11 protein-coding genes are annotated in these 16,218 nt (G+C 76.0%); 5 read left to right on the top strand and 6 right to left on the bottom strand.

Translation table 11 applies throughout. The annotated features are described in order from the left end of the window. Nucleotides 1–68 precede the first annotated feature (68 nt). Nucleotides 69–971, top strand: coding sequence for a MerR family transcriptional regulator (locus QC029_RS04230; RefSeq protein WP_279553990.1), 903 nt, complete (start codon nucleotides 69–71; stop codon nucleotides 969–971). A 419-nt stretch (nucleotides 972–1,390) separates the two neighbouring features. On the opposite strand, the gene nhaA is transcribed toward QC029_RS04230, so the two are convergent. From nhaA to QC029_RS04210, 4 genes are all read right to left on the bottom strand, one after another. Then, nucleotides 1,391–3,214: a Na+/H+ antiporter NhaA gene (gene nhaA, locus QC029_RS04225; protein ID WP_279554108.1), complete on the bottom strand. Its 1,824-nt coding sequence runs from the start codon at nucleotides 3,212–3,214 to the stop codon at nucleotides 1,391–1,393. A 137-nt stretch (nucleotides 3,215–3,351) separates the two neighbouring features. Then, on the bottom strand, nucleotides 3,352–4,305 hold the full coding sequence (locus QC029_RS04220; protein WP_279553989.1) for a pirin family protein: 954 nt from the start codon (nucleotides 4,303–4,305) through the stop codon (nucleotides 3,352–3,354). Between the two features lie 216 nt (nucleotides 4,306–4,521). After that, a complete protein-coding gene (locus QC029_RS04215) occupies nucleotides 4,522–6,243 on the bottom strand; it encodes an acyl-CoA/acyl-ACP dehydrogenase (protein ID WP_279553988.1) in 1,722 nt (573 codons plus the stop codon). Between the two features lie 174 nt (nucleotides 6,244–6,417). Beyond that, on the bottom strand, nucleotides 6,418–7,005 hold the full coding sequence (locus QC029_RS04210; RefSeq protein ID WP_279553987.1) for a PadR family transcriptional regulator: 588 nt from the start codon (nucleotides 7,003–7,005) through the stop codon (nucleotides 6,418–6,420). 135 nt (nucleotides 7,006–7,140) lie between these two features. On the opposite strand from QC029_RS04210, the gene QC029_RS04205 reads away from it, so the two are divergent. Beyond that, on the top strand, nucleotides 7,141–7,881 hold the full coding sequence (locus QC029_RS04205) for a peptidase E (RefSeq protein ID WP_279553986.1): 741 nt from the start codon (nucleotides 7,141–7,143) through the stop codon (nucleotides 7,879–7,881). A gap of 64 nt (nucleotides 7,882–7,945) precedes the next feature. On the opposite strand, the gene QC029_RS04200 is transcribed toward QC029_RS04205, so the two are convergent. Together QC029_RS04200 and QC029_RS04195 are read right to left on the bottom strand one after the other, a co-directional pair. Next, on the bottom strand, nucleotides 7,946–8,521 hold the full coding sequence (locus QC029_RS04200; RefSeq protein ID WP_279553985.1) for a LuxR C-terminal-related transcriptional regulator: 576 nt from the start codon (nucleotides 8,519–8,521) through the stop codon (nucleotides 7,946–7,948). A gap of 230 nt (nucleotides 8,522–8,751) precedes the next feature. After that, nucleotides 8,752–9,378 (bottom strand): LuxR C-terminal-related transcriptional regulator, encoded by a 627-nt coding sequence (locus QC029_RS04195; protein WP_279553984.1) that lies wholly within the window; start codon nucleotides 9,376–9,378, stop codon nucleotides 8,752–8,754. 316 nt (nucleotides 9,379–9,694) lie between these two features. On the opposite strand from QC029_RS04195, the gene QC029_RS04190 reads away from it, so the two are divergent. From QC029_RS04190 to QC029_RS04180, 3 genes are all read left to right on the top strand, one after another. Beyond that, complete coding sequence (locus QC029_RS04190) at nucleotides 9,695–12,865, top strand: type 2 lanthipeptide synthetase LanM family protein (RefSeq protein ID WP_279553982.1); 3,171 nt, start codon at nucleotides 9,695–9,697, stop codon at nucleotides 12,863–12,865. 49 nt (nucleotides 12,866–12,914) lie between these two features. Then, nucleotides 12,915–13,151: a hypothetical protein gene (locus QC029_RS04185; RefSeq protein WP_279553981.1), complete on the top strand. Its 237-nt coding sequence runs from the start codon at nucleotides 12,915–12,917 to the stop codon at nucleotides 13,149–13,151. 128 nt (nucleotides 13,152–13,279) lie between these two features. Further along, nucleotides 13,280–16,183: a LuxR family transcriptional regulator gene (locus QC029_RS04180; RefSeq protein ID WP_279553980.1), complete on the top strand. Its 2,904-nt coding sequence runs from the start codon at nucleotides 13,280–13,282 to the stop codon at nucleotides 16,181–16,183. The last annotated feature ends 35 nt before the right edge of the window (nucleotides 16,184–16,218 follow it).

Below are 16,218 nucleotides of genomic sequence, written 5' to 3'. Positions count from 1 at the left end.
GAGCCGCGGCCGGGCCGTCCGGCAGGCGGCCTTGAGTCTCCAGTGGGTGGAAGGTCCAGACTTCCGGGGTGAACGACGAAGAACCCCTGCTCACCATCGGGCAGCTCGCCGACCGGACGGCCGCGAGCGTCCGCAGCATCCGCTACTGGTCGGACATCGGCGTGCTCACGCCGGAACGGCGGTCCGCGAGCGGCTACCGCCTGTACGGAGCCGACGCCGTCGCGCGCCTCGACCTCATCCGCAGTCTCCGGCAACTGGGACTGGGGCTGGAGGAGGTGCGCCGCGTCCTGCGCAGTGAGCTGACGGTCGCGGAGGTGGCCGCCCGCCACGTCGCCGCCGTGGACGCGCAGATCCGTGCGCTCAGGGTGAACCGGGCCGTTCTGTCCGTGATCGCGCATCGCGGATCCACCACCGAGGAGACGACGCTTGTGAACAGACTGGCACGACTGTCGACCGACGAACGCCGGGAGATCATCGAGGACTTCATGAGGGAGGTGTCCGGCGGGCTGGAGGGCGCCCCGGACATGGACGAGCGCCTGCGCCGCTCGCCCATCGAGCTGCCCGACAACCCTTCCGCGGGGCAGGTGGACGCCTGGCTCGAACTCGCCGAACTCATCCGGGACCCCGACTTCCGCGCCCGCATGAGGCGGATGCTCGAACTGAACACGCCCGGACGGCCCGGTTCCTCCATCTGGTTCACCAGGCAGGTCGTGGTGGCCGTCGGCGAGGCCCGCGCACGGGGAGTGGACCCGGCGGGAGAGGAGGCCTCGGCCGTGCTGGCCCGGCTGTTCCACGGCGCGGACAGGGGGGAGGTCCTCGCGGCTCTCCAGGCGGGGCTCGCCGCCGACGCCCAGCGCTTCCACCGGCTGCTCTCCCTCGTCAGAGGCAATCGGCCGAGCCCCACGCCCCCGGAGCACTACCTCTGGCTGGAGCAGGCGCTGCGGGCGGAGCTGCGACGCGCGGCGCGGTGAGTGCTCCGGGGCTTCGGCAGTGGAACCCCGGTCCCTCCGCCGAAGCCCCCTCCGTCTCCCCTCCACGGGCGGCGGGAAGGCCCCGACCGCGCGGCCGCGGGACCCGGACCCCGCCCACCCCCGGCGGCCTGGTCCCGCCGGGATGCCGGAGACGGCCGTCGAGGAGTCCCGCGGCTTCTCCGGCGACGACCCGGGCATCGTGCGGCGCCTGGAGCCGCTGCGCGAGGCCGGCCCGGGGGCTACCCGCCCCCGGGCCGCCCGCTGTCCGTGCTCTCCGGGGCGAGCGGGCGGGCCGTGTTCACCGGCACCTCCGCCCGGACGGCGGACGGCGCCGGCACGACGACCGCCCGGTACCCATGGTCGTCGCTGCCCGCGCGGGAGCGGCCCGGCGGCTGATCCCCGCCGTGGCGGCGGCCGGACTACGGCGCGGGCGAGCCGCCGGCGGACTCCCGGAGTTCGCGGGCGAGTGTCTCCGCGTCGTACGGCCCGGTGTGCCGCCTGCCGCCGACGAAGAAGGTCGGGGTGCCGCGCGCGCCGCTGGCCTCGGCGCTGGCGGCGTCGGCCCGCACCCTGGCGGCCGTCCGCTCGTCGTCGAGGTCCCGGAGGAACGCCTCCACGTCCAGGCCGAGTTCGGCGGCGTAGCCGACGATGTCCTCGATCTCCAGGTGCTCGTGGTGGGTGAACAGCAGGTCGTGCATCTCCCAGAAGCGGCCCTGCGCGTCGGCGGCGACCGCCGCCCGGGCCGCGAGTTCGGCGTGCGGGTGCACGTCGGGGAGCGGCAGATGGCGGAAGACGTACCGCAGGTCGTCGCCGAAGCGCTCCCGCAGCTCGCGCGCGACCCCTGTGGCGCGCGCGCAGAACGGGCACTCGAAGTCGCCGTACTCCACCAGGGTCAGCGGCGCGTCGCGGGGGCCTCTGATGTGGTCCGCCTCCGTGTCCACCGGCCGGTCGAGAACACGCGGCAGGTCCGCCTCCCTCTCGCCGCGCAGGACCGCGGCGGCGCGGAACAGCAGCCATCCGAGGGCGGTCGCGATCACCGCCGCCAGCAGCACGCCGACGGTCGCCTGGTCGCGGAGGGTCCGGTCGTCGAAGGCCAGGCCGGCGATCAGCAGGGAGACCGTGAACCCGATCCCGGACAGGGCGGCGCCGCCGAGCACCTGTCCCGGACCGACCCCCCTGGGCGGCTCCCCCAGACCGAGCCGCGCGCCGGCGACCGCGCTCAATCCCACGCCCAGCGGTTTGCCCACGACGAGGCCGAGGACCACTCCCCAGGTGACCGGGGAGGAGAGCGCCTCGGCGAGGACACCGCCACGCAGGTCGACACCGGCGTTCGCCAGCGCGAACAGCGGCACGACGACATAGCTGGCCCAGGGGTGCAGCACCGTCTGCAGCCGCTCGTTGACCGACACCGCCCGCGCCAGCCCCGTACGGGCCGACAGGCCCACACCGGCCAGCGGGGACTGCCGGAAGGCGCGGAAGCGCAGGGCCGCCCTCTCGACGTCCTCGCGCACGGGCGCGTGGGCGGGGACGAGGAGACCGCCGAGCACGCCCGCGATGGACGCGTGCAGGCCCGCCTGGACGGTGGCGAGCCACAGGGCCAGGACGCCGAGGACGTACGGGGTGGCGCGCCAGGTCCCCAGCCGGCTCAGCAGCACCGGCACCCCGCAGAGGGCGAGCACGACGAGGAGGTCCGGCGGACGGACGGCCTCCGAGTAGACCAGGCCGATCACGGTCACGGCGACGATGTCGTCGATGACGGTGAGGGCCAGCAGGAAGACCCGCAGCTGCGTCGCGAACCTGGGGCCCACCACGGCCAGCGCGCCCAGCATGAACGCCGTGTCGGTGCCGATGACGACGCCCCACCCCTTCGCGGCCTCCCCGTCGGAGGCGACCGCCAGGTACAGGAGTGCGGGAACGGCCATCCCGCCGAGCGCGGCCACGGCCGGGACGGCGACACGGCGGCGGTGGGTCAGCTCCCCCACGGAGAGTTCGTACCGGACCTCCAGGCCGATCACGAAGAAGAACAGGGCCATCAGGCCGTCGCTCACCCAGTGCCCCAGGTCCATCGACAGGTCGGCGTCCCCGAGTGAGAACGACGCCTCCGTGGCCCACAGGGACTCGTACGAACCGGACCACGGCGAGTTGGCCCACAGCAGCGCCACCACGACGGCCCCCAGCAGCAGACCCGCGCCGCCCACCTCCGTCGCCAGGAAGCGCCGCACGGGGCCGGACAGCTGGGCCAGGAGCGCGCGCCTCCCGGACCGCGGCCGGGAGGTTCCGCGCTTCTCCGTCCTCGTCACCGGGCCCTCGCCTCAGCCCGCCACGCCGGTCTCCGGGCGCCGGCGGCCCGGTGCGGTGCGCACCCGGGCGCGGGGCCCGGTCACCGGTCGCCTCCGGCCCGCTGCCAGTACGGGGCCGCGGCGGGGATGAGCGGCAGGGAGGAGCGCACGCGGCCGAAACGGTCGTCCTGCGCGGTCCAGGAGGCGTGGGCGGCGTCGATCTCGGCGCGGGTGCGGCCGACGAAGTTCCACCACATGACGATGGGTTCGGGGAACGGCTCGCCGCCGAGCAGGATCGCGCGGGTCGGCTCCCGCACGTCGAGGCGGAGCTCGTCGCGGCCCTCGCCGAGGTAGCCGAGCCTGCCCGGGCGCAGCGGCCGGCCGTGGACGGCGACGGCTCCCTCCAGGACGATCAGGGCGTACTCGAAGTCGGTGCGCAGCGGCACGGTGGCGGAGGCGCGCAGGTCGAGTTCGGCCCCGGTCAGCGGTGTGTCGTGACGGGCCGGGCTGGTGAGGCCGCCGAACTCCCCGACCAGTACGGTCGCCGCTCCCGCGCCGCCGTCCAGGCCGGTCCGCGGCAGCTCGGCGTGGTGCTCGAAGGCGGCGGGCCCGTGCCGGGTGGCGTCGGGGAGGGCGACCCACAGCTGGATGCCCTCCAGGGTGCCGCGGTAGTGGCCGGTGGCCTCCTCGGCGTGGGAGACGCCGCCGCCTGCGGTCATCAGATTGAGCTGGCCGGGCTTGATGACCTGCTCGGAGCCGAGGCTGTCGCGGTGCAGCACCTGCCCGTCGGTGACCCAGGTGACGGTCTGCAGGCCGATGTGCGGGTGGGGCCCGATGTCCAGGCCGCTGTCCTCGGTGACGTCGGCCGGTCCCATGTGGTCGGCGAAGCACCAGGCGCCGACCGTGCGCCGGCCCCGGCGCGGCAGTGCGCGGCGCACCCGGATCCGCCCCACCGTCGCCTCGCGGCTGTCGCCCACCTCCACGCACGGCGCGGTGGGGTGGCCGGTGTCGGCCCGGCCGGGGGGCGCGTCGACCGTGTTGACCGGTCCGCTCATCACAACACCTCGTCCTCTGTCTCATCCGCCGGGTCCGTCGGCGACCGGTCCCCCGCGGTGCCTGCCGGAATCAGGATCACCTCCGCCTCCCGCGGCGGGCCACATACCCGGCGTCGGCGTGTCCGGGCCGGTGGTGTCCGCCCCGGCGGCCGAGGCGGCGGTCGAGGCGGCGGGCCCCGGCCGCCCGGCCGCTCCCCGGCGATGGCGCGGTGCCGCTCACGGCGCCATCTCGTAAGCCCCGGAGAGGGCCTCGACACGTTCCCACACGCGCGCCGACCGGGCGTCGTCGGCGACGGGGCGCCGGACCGCGCCCAGGGCCCAGTCCTGCTGCCGCGCCGTGGCGGAGTCCTTGCCGTACAGCTCGACCGCGTGCGCGGAGAAGTCGCGGACGAGGACGGCGAACAGCTCGTCGAGCACGTCCTCGTCCAGACCCGTCAGACCCGCCTGCTCCAGGATCAGCTGGCCGTGCACGACCAGCGCGAACAGCCGGCCGACGGCGAGGAGCAGGTCGAGGTCGCGGCTCTGCTCCTCGTCGGGGGCGGCGGTGGCGACGAACTCGCACAGGGCGTCCGCCTGCTCGCGGAAGCGGCCGACGTTGGGGAGGTGGGCGTGGGCGTCGAAGGCGGGACGCCAGTCGTGGAAGCGGACGGAGCCCAGGCCGCGGGCCGGTCCCTGCCGGAAGAGGAAGGCGTCGTCGGCGGCGTCGAGGCGGGTGGGCACGGGCGCGTACCCGGCCGGCTCCAGCAGGTGGTTGCGCATGAACTTGAGGATCAGCGCGAGGTTGACGTGGACCGTGCCCTCCAGCTTCGGCAGCCCGCGGATCTCGACGGCGGCCTGGGCGAAGTAGGTGTCCTTCTCGAAGCCCTTGGCCGCGATGACGTCCCACATCAGGTCGATGACCTTCTCGCCCTCGGTGGTCACCTTCATCTTCGTCATCGGGTTGAAGAGCAGGTAGCGGCGGTCCTCGGGGCCCGCGGAGCGGAAGTAGTCGACGGCCCGGTCGCTGAACAGCTTCATCCCGACCAGGCGGACGTACGCGTCGGTCAGCCCCCGGCGCACGTGCGGGAAGGCGGTGACGGGGCGGCCGTAGAGGATCCGGTTGCGGGCGTGGGTGACCGCCTCGTACATCGCGTGCTCGCAGATGCCGATCGAGGCGGTGCAGAGGTTGAACTTGCCGACGTTGACGGTGTTGAGCGCGGCGTCGAAGGCGGCGCGCCCGGTGTGCAGGACGTCCTCGGGGCCGACCGGGTAGTCCTCGAGGCGGAACTCGCTGACGTACTTCGAGGAGTCGACGACGTTCTTCACGACGTGGTACGCCGGGTGGCGGCTGTCGGCCGCGAAGAAGACGTAGCCGTCGGGGCCCTCGACGTCGGTGCGGCGGCCGAAGACGGAGACGAGCCCGGCGGCGTTGCCGTTGCCGATGTAGTACTTGGAACCGCGGGCCCGGAAGCCGCCGGCGCCGTCGGGCTCCAGCAGCATGTCGGTGGAGTAGATGTCGGCGCCGTGGGTCTTCTCCGACAGTCCGAACGCGAACACCTCGCCCCGGGAGAGCAGTTCGGCGGCGCGTGCGCGGGCCGCGGCGTTGCCGCTCTGCCAGACCGGTCCGAGGCCGAGGATGGTGACCTGCCAGGCGTACCAGTAGTCGAGGCCGTAGAAGCCGAGGATCTCGTTGAGGGCGGCGATCCGCGCGGTGTCCCAGCGCACGTCCCGCCGGCCGCCGCTCTCGGAGGCGGGGGTGAGGAAGGTCGCGAACAGCCCTTCCCCGGCGGCGAACGCGAGGAAGTCCGCCAGCCAGGCGCGGTTGCGGTAGTCCTCGATCAGCCTGCGCTTGCCGCGGGTCTCGAACCAGTCGACGGTGGCGCGCAGCAGCCTGCGGGTCTCGGGGTCGAAGTGCGCCGGGTCGTAGGTGCGGGGGTTGAACAGCAGCGGGTCGGCCATGGGTGTTCGCCTTTCGGGCTCGGGATCGTCGGGAGCGGGGTCGTCGGGGCTCGGGGTCGGGGGTGCGGGGAGGGGCGGCGGAAGGGAGGGGCGCGGGGCCGGCCGCGGCGGGCGGCCTTCCGGCCGGCAGCGGGTCACCGGGTCGCCGGGTCACCGGGTCGCTGAGTCACTGAGTCACCGGCGGGACGCGAGGCGGTGGAGGGTGTCGAGCACGTCGCCGAGCCAGGCGATCATCATCCGCTCGTAGGCGATCCCGCCCCGGAGGACCGCGTGCTGAAGTTCCCGCCCGGCATCGGAACCTCCGGGGCCGGACGCTCCGGAGTCAGGGGTTCCGGCGGCGTCGCTCCCGCCGAAGTCCCGCCGCTCACCCTCCAGGTAGTGCGCGAGCCGGTCCCGGTGCATCCGCCGGTGCCGCTCGACCTCGCCGATCAGGGCGGCCGGGTCGTCGAAGGCCGCTCCGCGGACCTTCACGGCCAGGTCGTGCCGGACGCTCTCCGGCTGGACCGGCTCGTGGAGCCACTCGGCCAGGGCGGACAGGCCGGACGCCGAGACCGCGTACTCCTTCTTGTCCGGCCGGCCCTGCTGCGGCACGTCGCGCACATCGACCCAGCCGTCGGCCTCCATGCGCTTGAGGACGCGGTAGATCTGCTGGTGGGTGGCGGTCCAGAAGTGCCCGATGGACCGCTCGAACCGCCGGGCCAGCTCATAGCCGGAGCCCGGCTTCTCCAGCAGGGAGACGAGGATCGCGTGTTCGAGCGCCATGCCGCGATCCTGATATGCAACTCGTTGCATAGGCAAGCGAGAGCCGCCCTGGTGAGACGCAGTTCACGCCCGCGGGTCGGGAGGGGTTCCGGATCCGCGGGCCGCCGTCGGGGCCGGTTGGTAGGATCGCGGGCCATGACCGCCTCGGAGCCCACCATCGTCGCCACCTCCGGTGGGCACCGCGCCGGGGGCCGGACCGTGGTGGCGTTCGACTCCCTGGTGCACCACGCCGTGGAACTCTCGGGGGTCCACGGCCGCAGGCCCCGGATCATGTACGTCGGCACGGCCATCGGGGACGCCGAGCACTTCACCGCGCGCATGACCGAGGCCGCCCGCGTGGCGGGGTTCGACCTGACGCCGCTCCACCTCTTCCCCATGCCCAACCTCGACGACGTCGAGGGCTCCGTCCTGGAGCAGGACGTCGTCTGGGTCACCGGCGGCTCGGTGGCGAACCTGCTGGCGGTGTGGCGGGTCCACGGGCTCGACGGCGTCTTCCGCCGCGCCTGGGAGGCCGGTGTGGTGCTCAGCGGGGTCAGCGCGGGATCGATCTGCTGGTTCCGGGGCGGCACCACGGACTCCTTCGGACCCGAACTGCGGCCGGTCACCGACGCGCTGGGCCTCCTCCCCTACGGCAACGGCGTGCACTACGACACCGACCCGGGCCGCCGCCCGCTGGTGCACCGCCTCGTCGCGGACGGCACCCTGCCCACCGCGCACTGCACCGACGACGGGGTGGGTCTGGTCTACCGCGGCACCGAACTGGTCGAGGCCGTCGCGGAGGCGCCCGGCAAGGGCGCCTACGTCGTCACCCGCGAGGGGGACGCGGCCGTCGAGGAGCGCATCGAGCCGCGCCGGCTGCCCTCCCCGCCCCGCTGACCGCCTCGGGGACCACTGCGGCCACCACCGCGGACACCGTCCCGGACGGGCGGGGAGCCGCCGGTCAGACGAGTCCGCACCGCACCGCCCGGGCGACCGCGTGGGCGCGGTTGCGGACCTGGAGACGGGCCATCAGCTCGTAGATGACGTTCTTGACGGTGTGTTCCGAACAGGACAGCCTGCGGGCGATGACCGCGTTGCCGTGTCCCTCGGCCATCAGGCCGAGCACCGCCGTCTGGCGCGCGGTGAGCGCGGGAGGGGCCGGAGCCCCAGCCTGCCGGGGCCCGTCGGCCCCGCCGAGCAACTGGACCAGGGCCGTGTAGGGGATGCGGCCGACCCCGTGGTGGGCGTCGTGCACGGCGGCGAGGAGCTGGTCGGGGGTGAGGCCGGCCGAGCGGAGGACGGCCAGGGTCCCCGCCCCGATGGCGCGGCGCAGCCCCGCGGGCGAGACGGCGTCGCACACGGCCAGCAGCCGGTGGGCGGCCGGCGGAGCGGCGGCCAGGGCTTCCTCCACGGTGCCGGCGACGGCCACCACCACGGTGTCCCGGGCGGACGCCGCGGCGGACGGCGCGAGGTCCACTCCGGCCTGGCGCAGCATCGCGGTGAGCCGGGCCGGGGCCGGGCCCCTGCAGGCGGCCACGACGTGGACCCGCAGTCCGGCCGCCCGCGGCGTGAGCCGGAGAGCGTCGCTCGCGGCGCCTTCCCCGTGAGCTTCTCCGCCCACGCGGTGACGGCACGGATTCATGACGGCATACGGCCCGGCGACCGCGCGTGCGTCGCTCACAGCACCTTCCCCGTGAGCTTCTCCGCCCGCGCGGTGACGGCTCACACCCATGACGGCATACGGCCCGGCGACCGCGCGTGCGTCGCTCACAGCAGACCCGCCCGCAGCGCGTAGGCCACCGCGTGGGCGCGGTTGCGGACCCGGAACCTCTGCGTGATGTCGTGCACGATCGTCGTCACCGTGCGCTGCGAGTAGGCCAGGCACCGGGCGATCTCACTGGTCTCGTGGCCGTCGGCGACCATGCGCAGCACCGAGCGCTCCCGGTCCGACAGGCCCGCGGCGGCCCAGGGGGCCGACGGCCCGCCGGACGCCCGTCCGCCGCCGGCGGAGCGGTCCAGCAGGCTGTCGAGCAGATCCGGCGGCAGGGTGCAGTCGCCCCGGGCGGCGGCGAGCACGGCGCGCGCCAGCCGGGGGGCGTCGGCCTCCCGGCGGCGCAGCAGGCAGCGGGCGCCGGAGGCGAGGGCGTGCAGGGCCTCGCCGTGGTCCAGCTCGCCGGCCACCAGGACCACGGCGGGCCGGGCGGGGGTGTCGCGGATGGTGCGCAGCACGTCCAGCTCGGCGCGGGCGAACCGGTCGACGGTCATGACCACGACCCGCGGCTCCTCGCCCGGCACCGCCGCGGAGACCTCCGGGCAGGCGGACAGGGTGCTCGCGGTGCCGGCCTCCAGCACCGGGTCGAGCGCGACGACGCTGACGGGTACGGGTTCTCCCACCGGGTCCTCCGAAGGTCATCCGCCGGCCGGTTCGGCGGCGGGTGGGCGAGCAGGGGCAGTGCACAACAGGCTGCGCCGGAAGACGGGGGGCGGCATCGGGGCCCGTCCCCCACCTTTGCCGCCGGCGCCCGCCCGCCGTGCGGAACCGGTGCTGCCGGGCCCCCGGCGGCCGGGCGCGCCCGGCCGCCGCCCGCACCGGGCCGGGCCCCCACCGTCCCCCGCCGCGCCGGAGGGCGGGGGGCGGTGGGGGGCGCCGGGGAGAATATGGGGGCGCCGCCCCCATGTGGGGGTTCCGGGGCTCTGGGAGGTTGGTCCTGTGACTGATTCCGCCGCTCTCCGAGAAACCCCGACCACGGTCCTGCCGCGCTGGTGGTGGGCCCGGGGGCTGACCCTGCGCGAGCGCGTCGCCGCGCCGCGGGTGCCGGCGGGCCGCGGCTCCGCCGGCCGCGGACGCACCGCGCCGTGGTGCGCCGGGGACGAGGCGGGGTTCGCCGCCCGGCTGACGAGCCTGGGCCTGGACGGCGGCCTCGCCTCCGCCCTGGGGGACGAGCTCCCCGAGCGGCTGGGGGCGCGTGCCGCCGAGCCGGAGTGGGCCGGATACGTCGAGCGGGCGGTGGCGGCGGCTCCCGCGGAGCCGGGCGACCGCGCGGAGTCCGCCGGTTCCGGCGCGGAGGGCCCCGCGGTGTTCCTGCCCGCGCTGCGGCCCCTGCTCTCGCCCGCGTGGTCCCGGGTCGTCGCCCGTACCGCCCCGCCCGCCGCCGAACACGCGCCGCTGCGCGCGGCGTTCGAGGAGCGGCTGGGGGACCGGATCGCCCGCCAGGCCGGCCGGACGCTGGTCAGGGAGCTGCACCGGGCCCGCGCCGCGGGACGGCTGTCCGGGGCGACCCCGCGGGAGCGGTTCGCCTCGTTCACCGCGGACCTGGGCACCCGGCAGGGGCTGGCCCGGCTGTTCACCCGCTACCCCGTTCTGGCCCGGATGCTCGGCCAGAGCTGCGCGGACGCCGCCGACGCCATGGCCGAGCTGCTCGGCCGGCTCGGCGCCGACCGCGCCGCCCTCGTCTCGGAGCTGTTCGGGGGCGCCGACCCCGGGCCCCTGGTGCGGGTGGACCTCGGCCGGGGCGACCCCCACCAGGGCGGCCGGTCCGTGGCCCTGCTGCACTTCGCCTCCGGTGCCGCCGCCGTCTACAAGCCCCGTCCGCTGGACCAGCACGCCCTGCTGGACGAGGCGGTCGGCTGGCTCAACGGCAAGGTGCCGGGGCTGGGTCTGCGCACCCCCCGTTCGGTGCGCGGCGAGGGGTACGGCTGGCTGGAGTTCGTCGAGCACCGGTGGTGCGGTTCGGTCACCGAGGCCGACCGGTTCTACCGCCGCCAGGGCGCACTGCTGGCCCTGCTGTACGCGGTGGACGGCGCGGACATGCACTACGAGAACGTCATCGCCTGCGGCGACCGGCCGGTGCCGGTGGACGCCGAGACCCTCTTCCACTCCGGGCTGCCCCAGGCGGAGACCGCCGGGCACGACCCGGCCGCGCGGGCCCTGCACGCCTCGGTGCACCGGACCTGCCTGCTGCCGCACCTGCTGATCGGGGAGGACGGCGCGCTGGACATCTCCGCGCTCGGCCGGGACGGGGACGGCGCGTACCCGGGCGACGGGGTGCGCTGGGCGGACGCCGGCACGGACGGGATGCGCGTGGTGCGCGGCCCGGTGGAGAGCCCGGCGGGCCAGAACCAGCCGCTGCCGCCCGGCCGGGTCGGCGCCCGCGCCGACCACCGCGCCGCGCTGCTGGAGGGGTTCCGGGCCGGGTACGACGCGATCGCGGGGCACCGGGGCGAACTCCTGGGCACGGACGGCCTCCTGGCCCGCTGGGCCCACTCCCCCGCCCGGCTGGTCGTGCGCTCCACCCGGCTCTACGCGACCTTGCTGGAGGAGTCCACCCATCCCGACCTGCTGCGCGACGCGCTGGCGCGGGAGGCGGTGTTCGCCGTGCTGTGGACGGAGTCGGTCGGCGACCCGGCCCGGCAGCGGCTGATCGAGCACGAGATCGACGACCTGTGGCGCGGGGACGTGCCGTTGTTCCTCCACCGGCCGGACCGCACGGCGGTGTGGACCTCCCGTGGTGCCCGTCTGGACCGGGTGCTGCCCGCCACGGCCCTGGAGACCGTCCGGGAGAAGGTCGCCGCGATGAGCGAGGTGGACCGCTACGACCAGGAGTGGGTCATCTCGGCGGCGCTCGCCGTCGGCGGCGCCAACTCACCGGTGCGCGGGCCGCGTTCCGCGCTGGCCGTGCGTCCGGCCCCGGCCGTGGTGCCCGAGCCGTCCCGGCTGCTGACCGCGGCGTGCGGGATCGCCGACGAGATCGCGGCCCGCGCGGTGCGCGGCGGCGGCCGGGCCAACTGGCTGGGCCTCGAGCAGGTGACCGACGCGCACTGGGCGGTGCTGCCGATGGGCGGCGGGCTCGCCCAGGGCTACTGCGGGGTCGCCCTGTTCCTGGCCCAGATCGGCGCGCTCGCCGGAGCGGAGCGCTACACCGCGCTCGCCCGGGAGGCGGTGCGGCCGCTGCCGCCGCTGCTGTCGGCGCTGGCTGCGGACCGGGAGCTGAGCGCCGCCGTCGGGCCGGGCGCCCTGAACGGCCTGGGCGGGATCGTCTACGCGCTGGTGCGGCTCTCCACCCTGCTCGACGGCGTCGGCGACTGCCTGCCCGCCGCGCTGACCGCCCTCGGGCACGCCGTGGACGCCCAGCCCGACGGCCCCGGCCACGCCTCGCTCGCCGACGGACTCGCCGGAGCGCTGCCCGCCGCCGTCCTGGCGCACCGGGTGACCGGCGCGGCCGGGGCGGCCGAAACGGCCCGGCGCGCCGCCGACCGGCTGCTGGCCCCGGCCGGTGAGGGCCGCACCGGGATGCCGGGTTTCGCCCACGGCGACGCCGGCATCGGCTGGGCGCTGGCGCGGTACGCCGCGGCGCTGCCGGAGGCCGGGGCGAGCGCGCCGCCGTACGCCGGAGCCGGGGCCGCGCTGCTGCGGTCGGCGCTGGACGCCTCGGCCCGGGGAGCCGGCGGCCTGTCCTGGCACGCCGGGCTGGCCGGTGTGGCGTCGGCCGCGGCCGACGCGCTGGGCACCACCGGCCGGGCCGCGCCGGACGGCGTGCTCGACCGCTGCGTGCGGTCGCTGGCCGAGCCCGACCGCTCGGGCGATCTGAGCCTGCGCCACGGCGCCCTGGGCCGTCTGGAGGCCCTGGCCGTGCTCGCGGAGCGGCACCACGCCGGCGCCAAGGACGCGCTGGGCCACCGCTCCGGGGAGGTCCTCGGCCTCATCGAGCAGCAGGGCCACCGCTGCGGAACCCCCGACCACGTACCGTCCCCCGGACTCCTCACCGGCCTGTCCGGCATCGGGTACGCCCTGCTCAGGCTGGGCTTCCCGGAGACCGTCCCGTCCGTCCTCCTGCTCGACCACCCCGCCGGGGCGCCCGGCGGACCGGGCACCGTCCTCTGACCCACCAGCGCCCCCACCCGTGCACAGCGACCAGAAGGGGATCACCTTCATGAACAAGCCCTCCGCCGACGCCCGGTTCGCGCCCTCCGACACCGAGAACCGTGACGCCGACCCCACCACTGCCCAGGGCCGGGAGCAGGAGCGGGACGACGCGGCGGGCGGGATCACCCTGTCGGGCCGGAACAGGGCGTGCGCCCGCGCCCGGGCGCTGGCCGGCATGGTGCTGACCAGCGGCGTCGTGATCACCCTCAGCTCGATGGACACCTCCGTCTCGGCGCCGCGCTGAGGCGTGCGGTCCCCGGGTGCGGGCCCGCCGCCGGCGGCGGGCCCGCACCGTCGCGTCACGCTGTGTGAGGCGGGAGGTGCTCCTGACGGTCTGCCGCGGCCCGCACACATCAACTAGCATCTGCGCTCATGCGTTCGCATGCGCCGTACGTCGTCGGGCGCGATCCCCAACTGCGCGATCTGGACAGGGCGTTGTCCGACGCGCGGGACCGGCGCGGCGGGGTGGTCTTCCTGACCGGGGAGGCGGGCATCGGCAAGTCCCGGCTCGCCGCGGAGGCCGTGGGCATGGCCTTCGAGTCCGGGATGCGCGTACTGCGCGGCCGCAGCAGCACCACGGGCCCCACGGTGCCGTTCCGGCCGCTGACCGAGGCCCTGATGTCCCTGTTCCGCGGCGGCGAGCCGGTGGACGACTCCGCCCTCGGCCCCTACCGGCCGGTGCTCGGGCGGCTCATACCGGACTGGAACACCGGCGACCACGAGAACAGTTCGATGGTCATCCTCGGCGAGGCGGTGCTGCGGCTGCTCATCGCCGCCGGGAAGGACCGGGGCCAGCTCCTGCTGCTGGAGGACCTGCACGACGCCGACCCCGAGACCCTCGCGGTGGTCGAGTACCTGGTGGACAACCTGGAGTACACGCCCGTACTCCTCCTGGCCACCATTCGGACCGAGTTCTGCGACGCGCTGGACCTGGCCGCCTCGGCCCGCCGGCGCGGCACGGGCACCGTGATCGAACTGCCGCCGCTCACCCGGTCCCAGGTGCGCGACATGGTCGCCGCCCAGCTGGGCGCCGAGCCCGACCGGGTGCCGCGGGCCGCGCTGGAGCGGCTGTGGGACGACAGCGCCGGAAGCCCGTTCCTCGTCGAGGAACTGCTGCAGTCCATGATCGGCGGCGGTGCGCTGGTGCAGGCCGACGACGGCTGGCGGGCCGTGGGCGACCTGCGCGGCGACGTGCCCACCGCCCTGGCCCGGGGCATCCTGCGCCGCATCGACCGGCTCGGACCCCAGGGGCTGACCCTGCTGTCCGCCGCCGCCGTGATCGGGCGGCGCTTCCCGCTGACGGTGCTCCAGCGGATGACCGGCATCGACGACCGCGGCCTGCTGAGCCACCTGCACGCCGGGGTCGCGGCCCAGCTCGTCGTGCCCGACGAGCCCTCCCCCGACTGGTACGCCTTCCGCCACCCCCTGACCGTCGAGGCGCTGTTCACCCAGCTCACCCCCACCAGCCGCGCGGAGCTGGCGGAGCGGGCCGCGGACGCGGTCCAGGAGCTCCATCCCGGGCTGGCGGGCCAGTGGTGCCCGCTGGTCGCGGAGCTGCGCTGCCAGGCGGGCGACCCGGCCGAGGCGGGACGCCTGTTCGCGGAGGCCGGACGGCGGGCGCTGGCCGACGGCGCGATCGGCTCCGCCGTCACCCTGCTCGACCGGGCCGAGCGGCTGCTGTCGGACACCCGGGACGCCCTGCGCCGGGCCGAGGTCCTGGAGTCGCTGCTGCCCGCGCTCGCCGAGGCGGGCGACTTCGCCCGCGCCTTCGACCTCGCCGACCAGCTGCACGCCCTCGGCGGAGCCGGCCTGAGCGCGCCGCGGCTGGCCGCGCTGCACACCCGGCTGGCCAAGGTGGCCCACACCGCGGGCCGCTGGGCCGACGGCAACCGGCAGATAGCGCGGGCCCGGGCCGTGCTGGGCCCCGCTCCCGATGAGGCCGCCGCCGCGTCCGTCGACGTGGCGGCGGCCTACCTCGCCCTGGACACGCCGGGCACGGACCGCACCCACCAGGCCGAGAAGCTGGCCCGCTCGGCGGCGGAGGCGGCGCAGCGGCACGACCTGCCCACGGTCGCCTGCCAAGCGTGGGAGCTGCTGGCCACCGTGGCCCGCGAGCGCGACCCCGGCGAGTCCCAGGCGATGCTGGAGCGGGCCCTGGCCACGGCGGAGCGGCACCGGCTCCCGCTGCGGCGCATGTACGCCCTGACCCGGATCGGCGGCAACGCCTGGCTGGCCGACGGGGACACCTCCGGCCTGCTGGCGGCCCGCGACGAGGCGCTGCGGCTGGGATCGGCCACCATCGTCTACACCGTCGACGGCATCCTCATCCTGGACTCCGTGCTGCGCGGGGAGTTCACCGCCGCGCGGGCCGCCGCGGAGGAGTGCCTGACCGTGGTGCGGCGCCTGCGGCTGGCCCCGGCCGTCCGCTACGTGCTGATGGCCGAGGCCACCCTGGCCGCCCACCGGGGCGAGAGGGCTGCGATGGAGGAGGCGCTGGCCGCGTTCGCCGAGTGGGACGGCGCCGGCTCCCAGGAGGAGCCGCTCACCGTCGGCCTGGCCCGGACGTTCTGCGCGCTGCTGGAGGAGGACCGGGAGCTGGCCCGGCGCGAGCTGCGGGCCGTCTGCGAGCTGGAGCGCGACAACCCCAGCACGTACTACCTCAGCGGGCGCAGCGGGATCGGCCTGCTGCTGGACGTGCTGGCGGGGGACGTGGGCCGCGCGGGCCAGGAGGAGGCGGCCGCCACGGCGCCCGGGCGGCTGCGGTGGAACCGGCAGTTCGTCCTCCTGGCCGACGCCGTGCTGCTGGGCCGGGAGGGCCGGACGGACGAGGCGTCGGCCGCGGCCGACGAGGCGCTGCGCGCCGCCGAGCCGTACCCCACCGCCCTCCACCTCGGGCTGCGGCTCGTGGCCGAGGCGGCCCGCGAGGACGGGTGGGGCGAGCCGGTGGCCTGGCTGCGCCGCGCCGAGCACCACTTCCACCAGCACGGCGTGCCCGCCGTCACCAACGCCTGCCGGGCCGCGCTGCGGCGGCTGGGCGCCTCCGTGCACCAGCACCGCACCGGGACCAGCCGCATCCCCGAGGAGCTGCGCGCCCAGGGGGTGACGGTCCGCGAGTACGAGGTGTTCGTGCTGCTGGCCGAGCGGCTGGGCAACAAGGACATCGCCGACCGCCTCTACATCTCGCCGCGCACCGTCGAGAAGCACATCGCCAGCCTCATCGCCAAGACCGGCCGGCCCAACCGGGCCGCCCTGTGCGCCCTCTCGGCCTCGTTCTGACCCCGCCGGACACCGGAAGCGCCCCGGCCGCCGGG

Source organism: Streptomyces sp. DH37, assembly GCF_029813835.1.
Lineage (GTDB): Bacteria > Actinomycetota > Actinomycetes > Streptomycetales > Streptomycetaceae > Streptomyces.
This window is presented reverse-complemented; position numbering and strand designations above follow the sequence as displayed.

Bases quoted from the DNA above. Each gene is read 5' to 3' on its own strand.
- QC029_RS04220 (WP_279553989.1), bottom strand. From the start codon at position 4,305: ATGAGCGGACCGGTCAACACGGTCGACGCGCCCCCCGGCCGGGCCGAC.
- QC029_RS04215 (WP_279553988.1), bottom strand. From the start codon at position 6,243: ATGGCCGACCCGCTGCTGTTCAACCCCCGCACCTACGACCCGGCGCAC.
- QC029_RS04210 (WP_279553987.1), bottom strand. From the start codon at position 7,005: ATGGCGCTCGAACACGCGATCCTCGTCTCCCTGCTGGAGAAGCCGGGC.
- QC029_RS04205 (WP_279553986.1), top strand. From the start codon at position 7,141: ATGACCGCCTCGGAGCCCACCATCGTCGCCACCTCCGGTGGGCACCGC.
- QC029_RS04185 (WP_279553981.1), top strand. From the start codon at position 12,915: ATGAACAAGCCCTCCGCCGACGCCCGGTTCGCGCCCTCCGACACCGAG.
- QC029_RS04180 (WP_279553980.1), top strand. From the start codon at position 13,280: ATGCGTTCGCATGCGCCGTACGTCGTCGGGCGCGATCCCCAACTGCGC.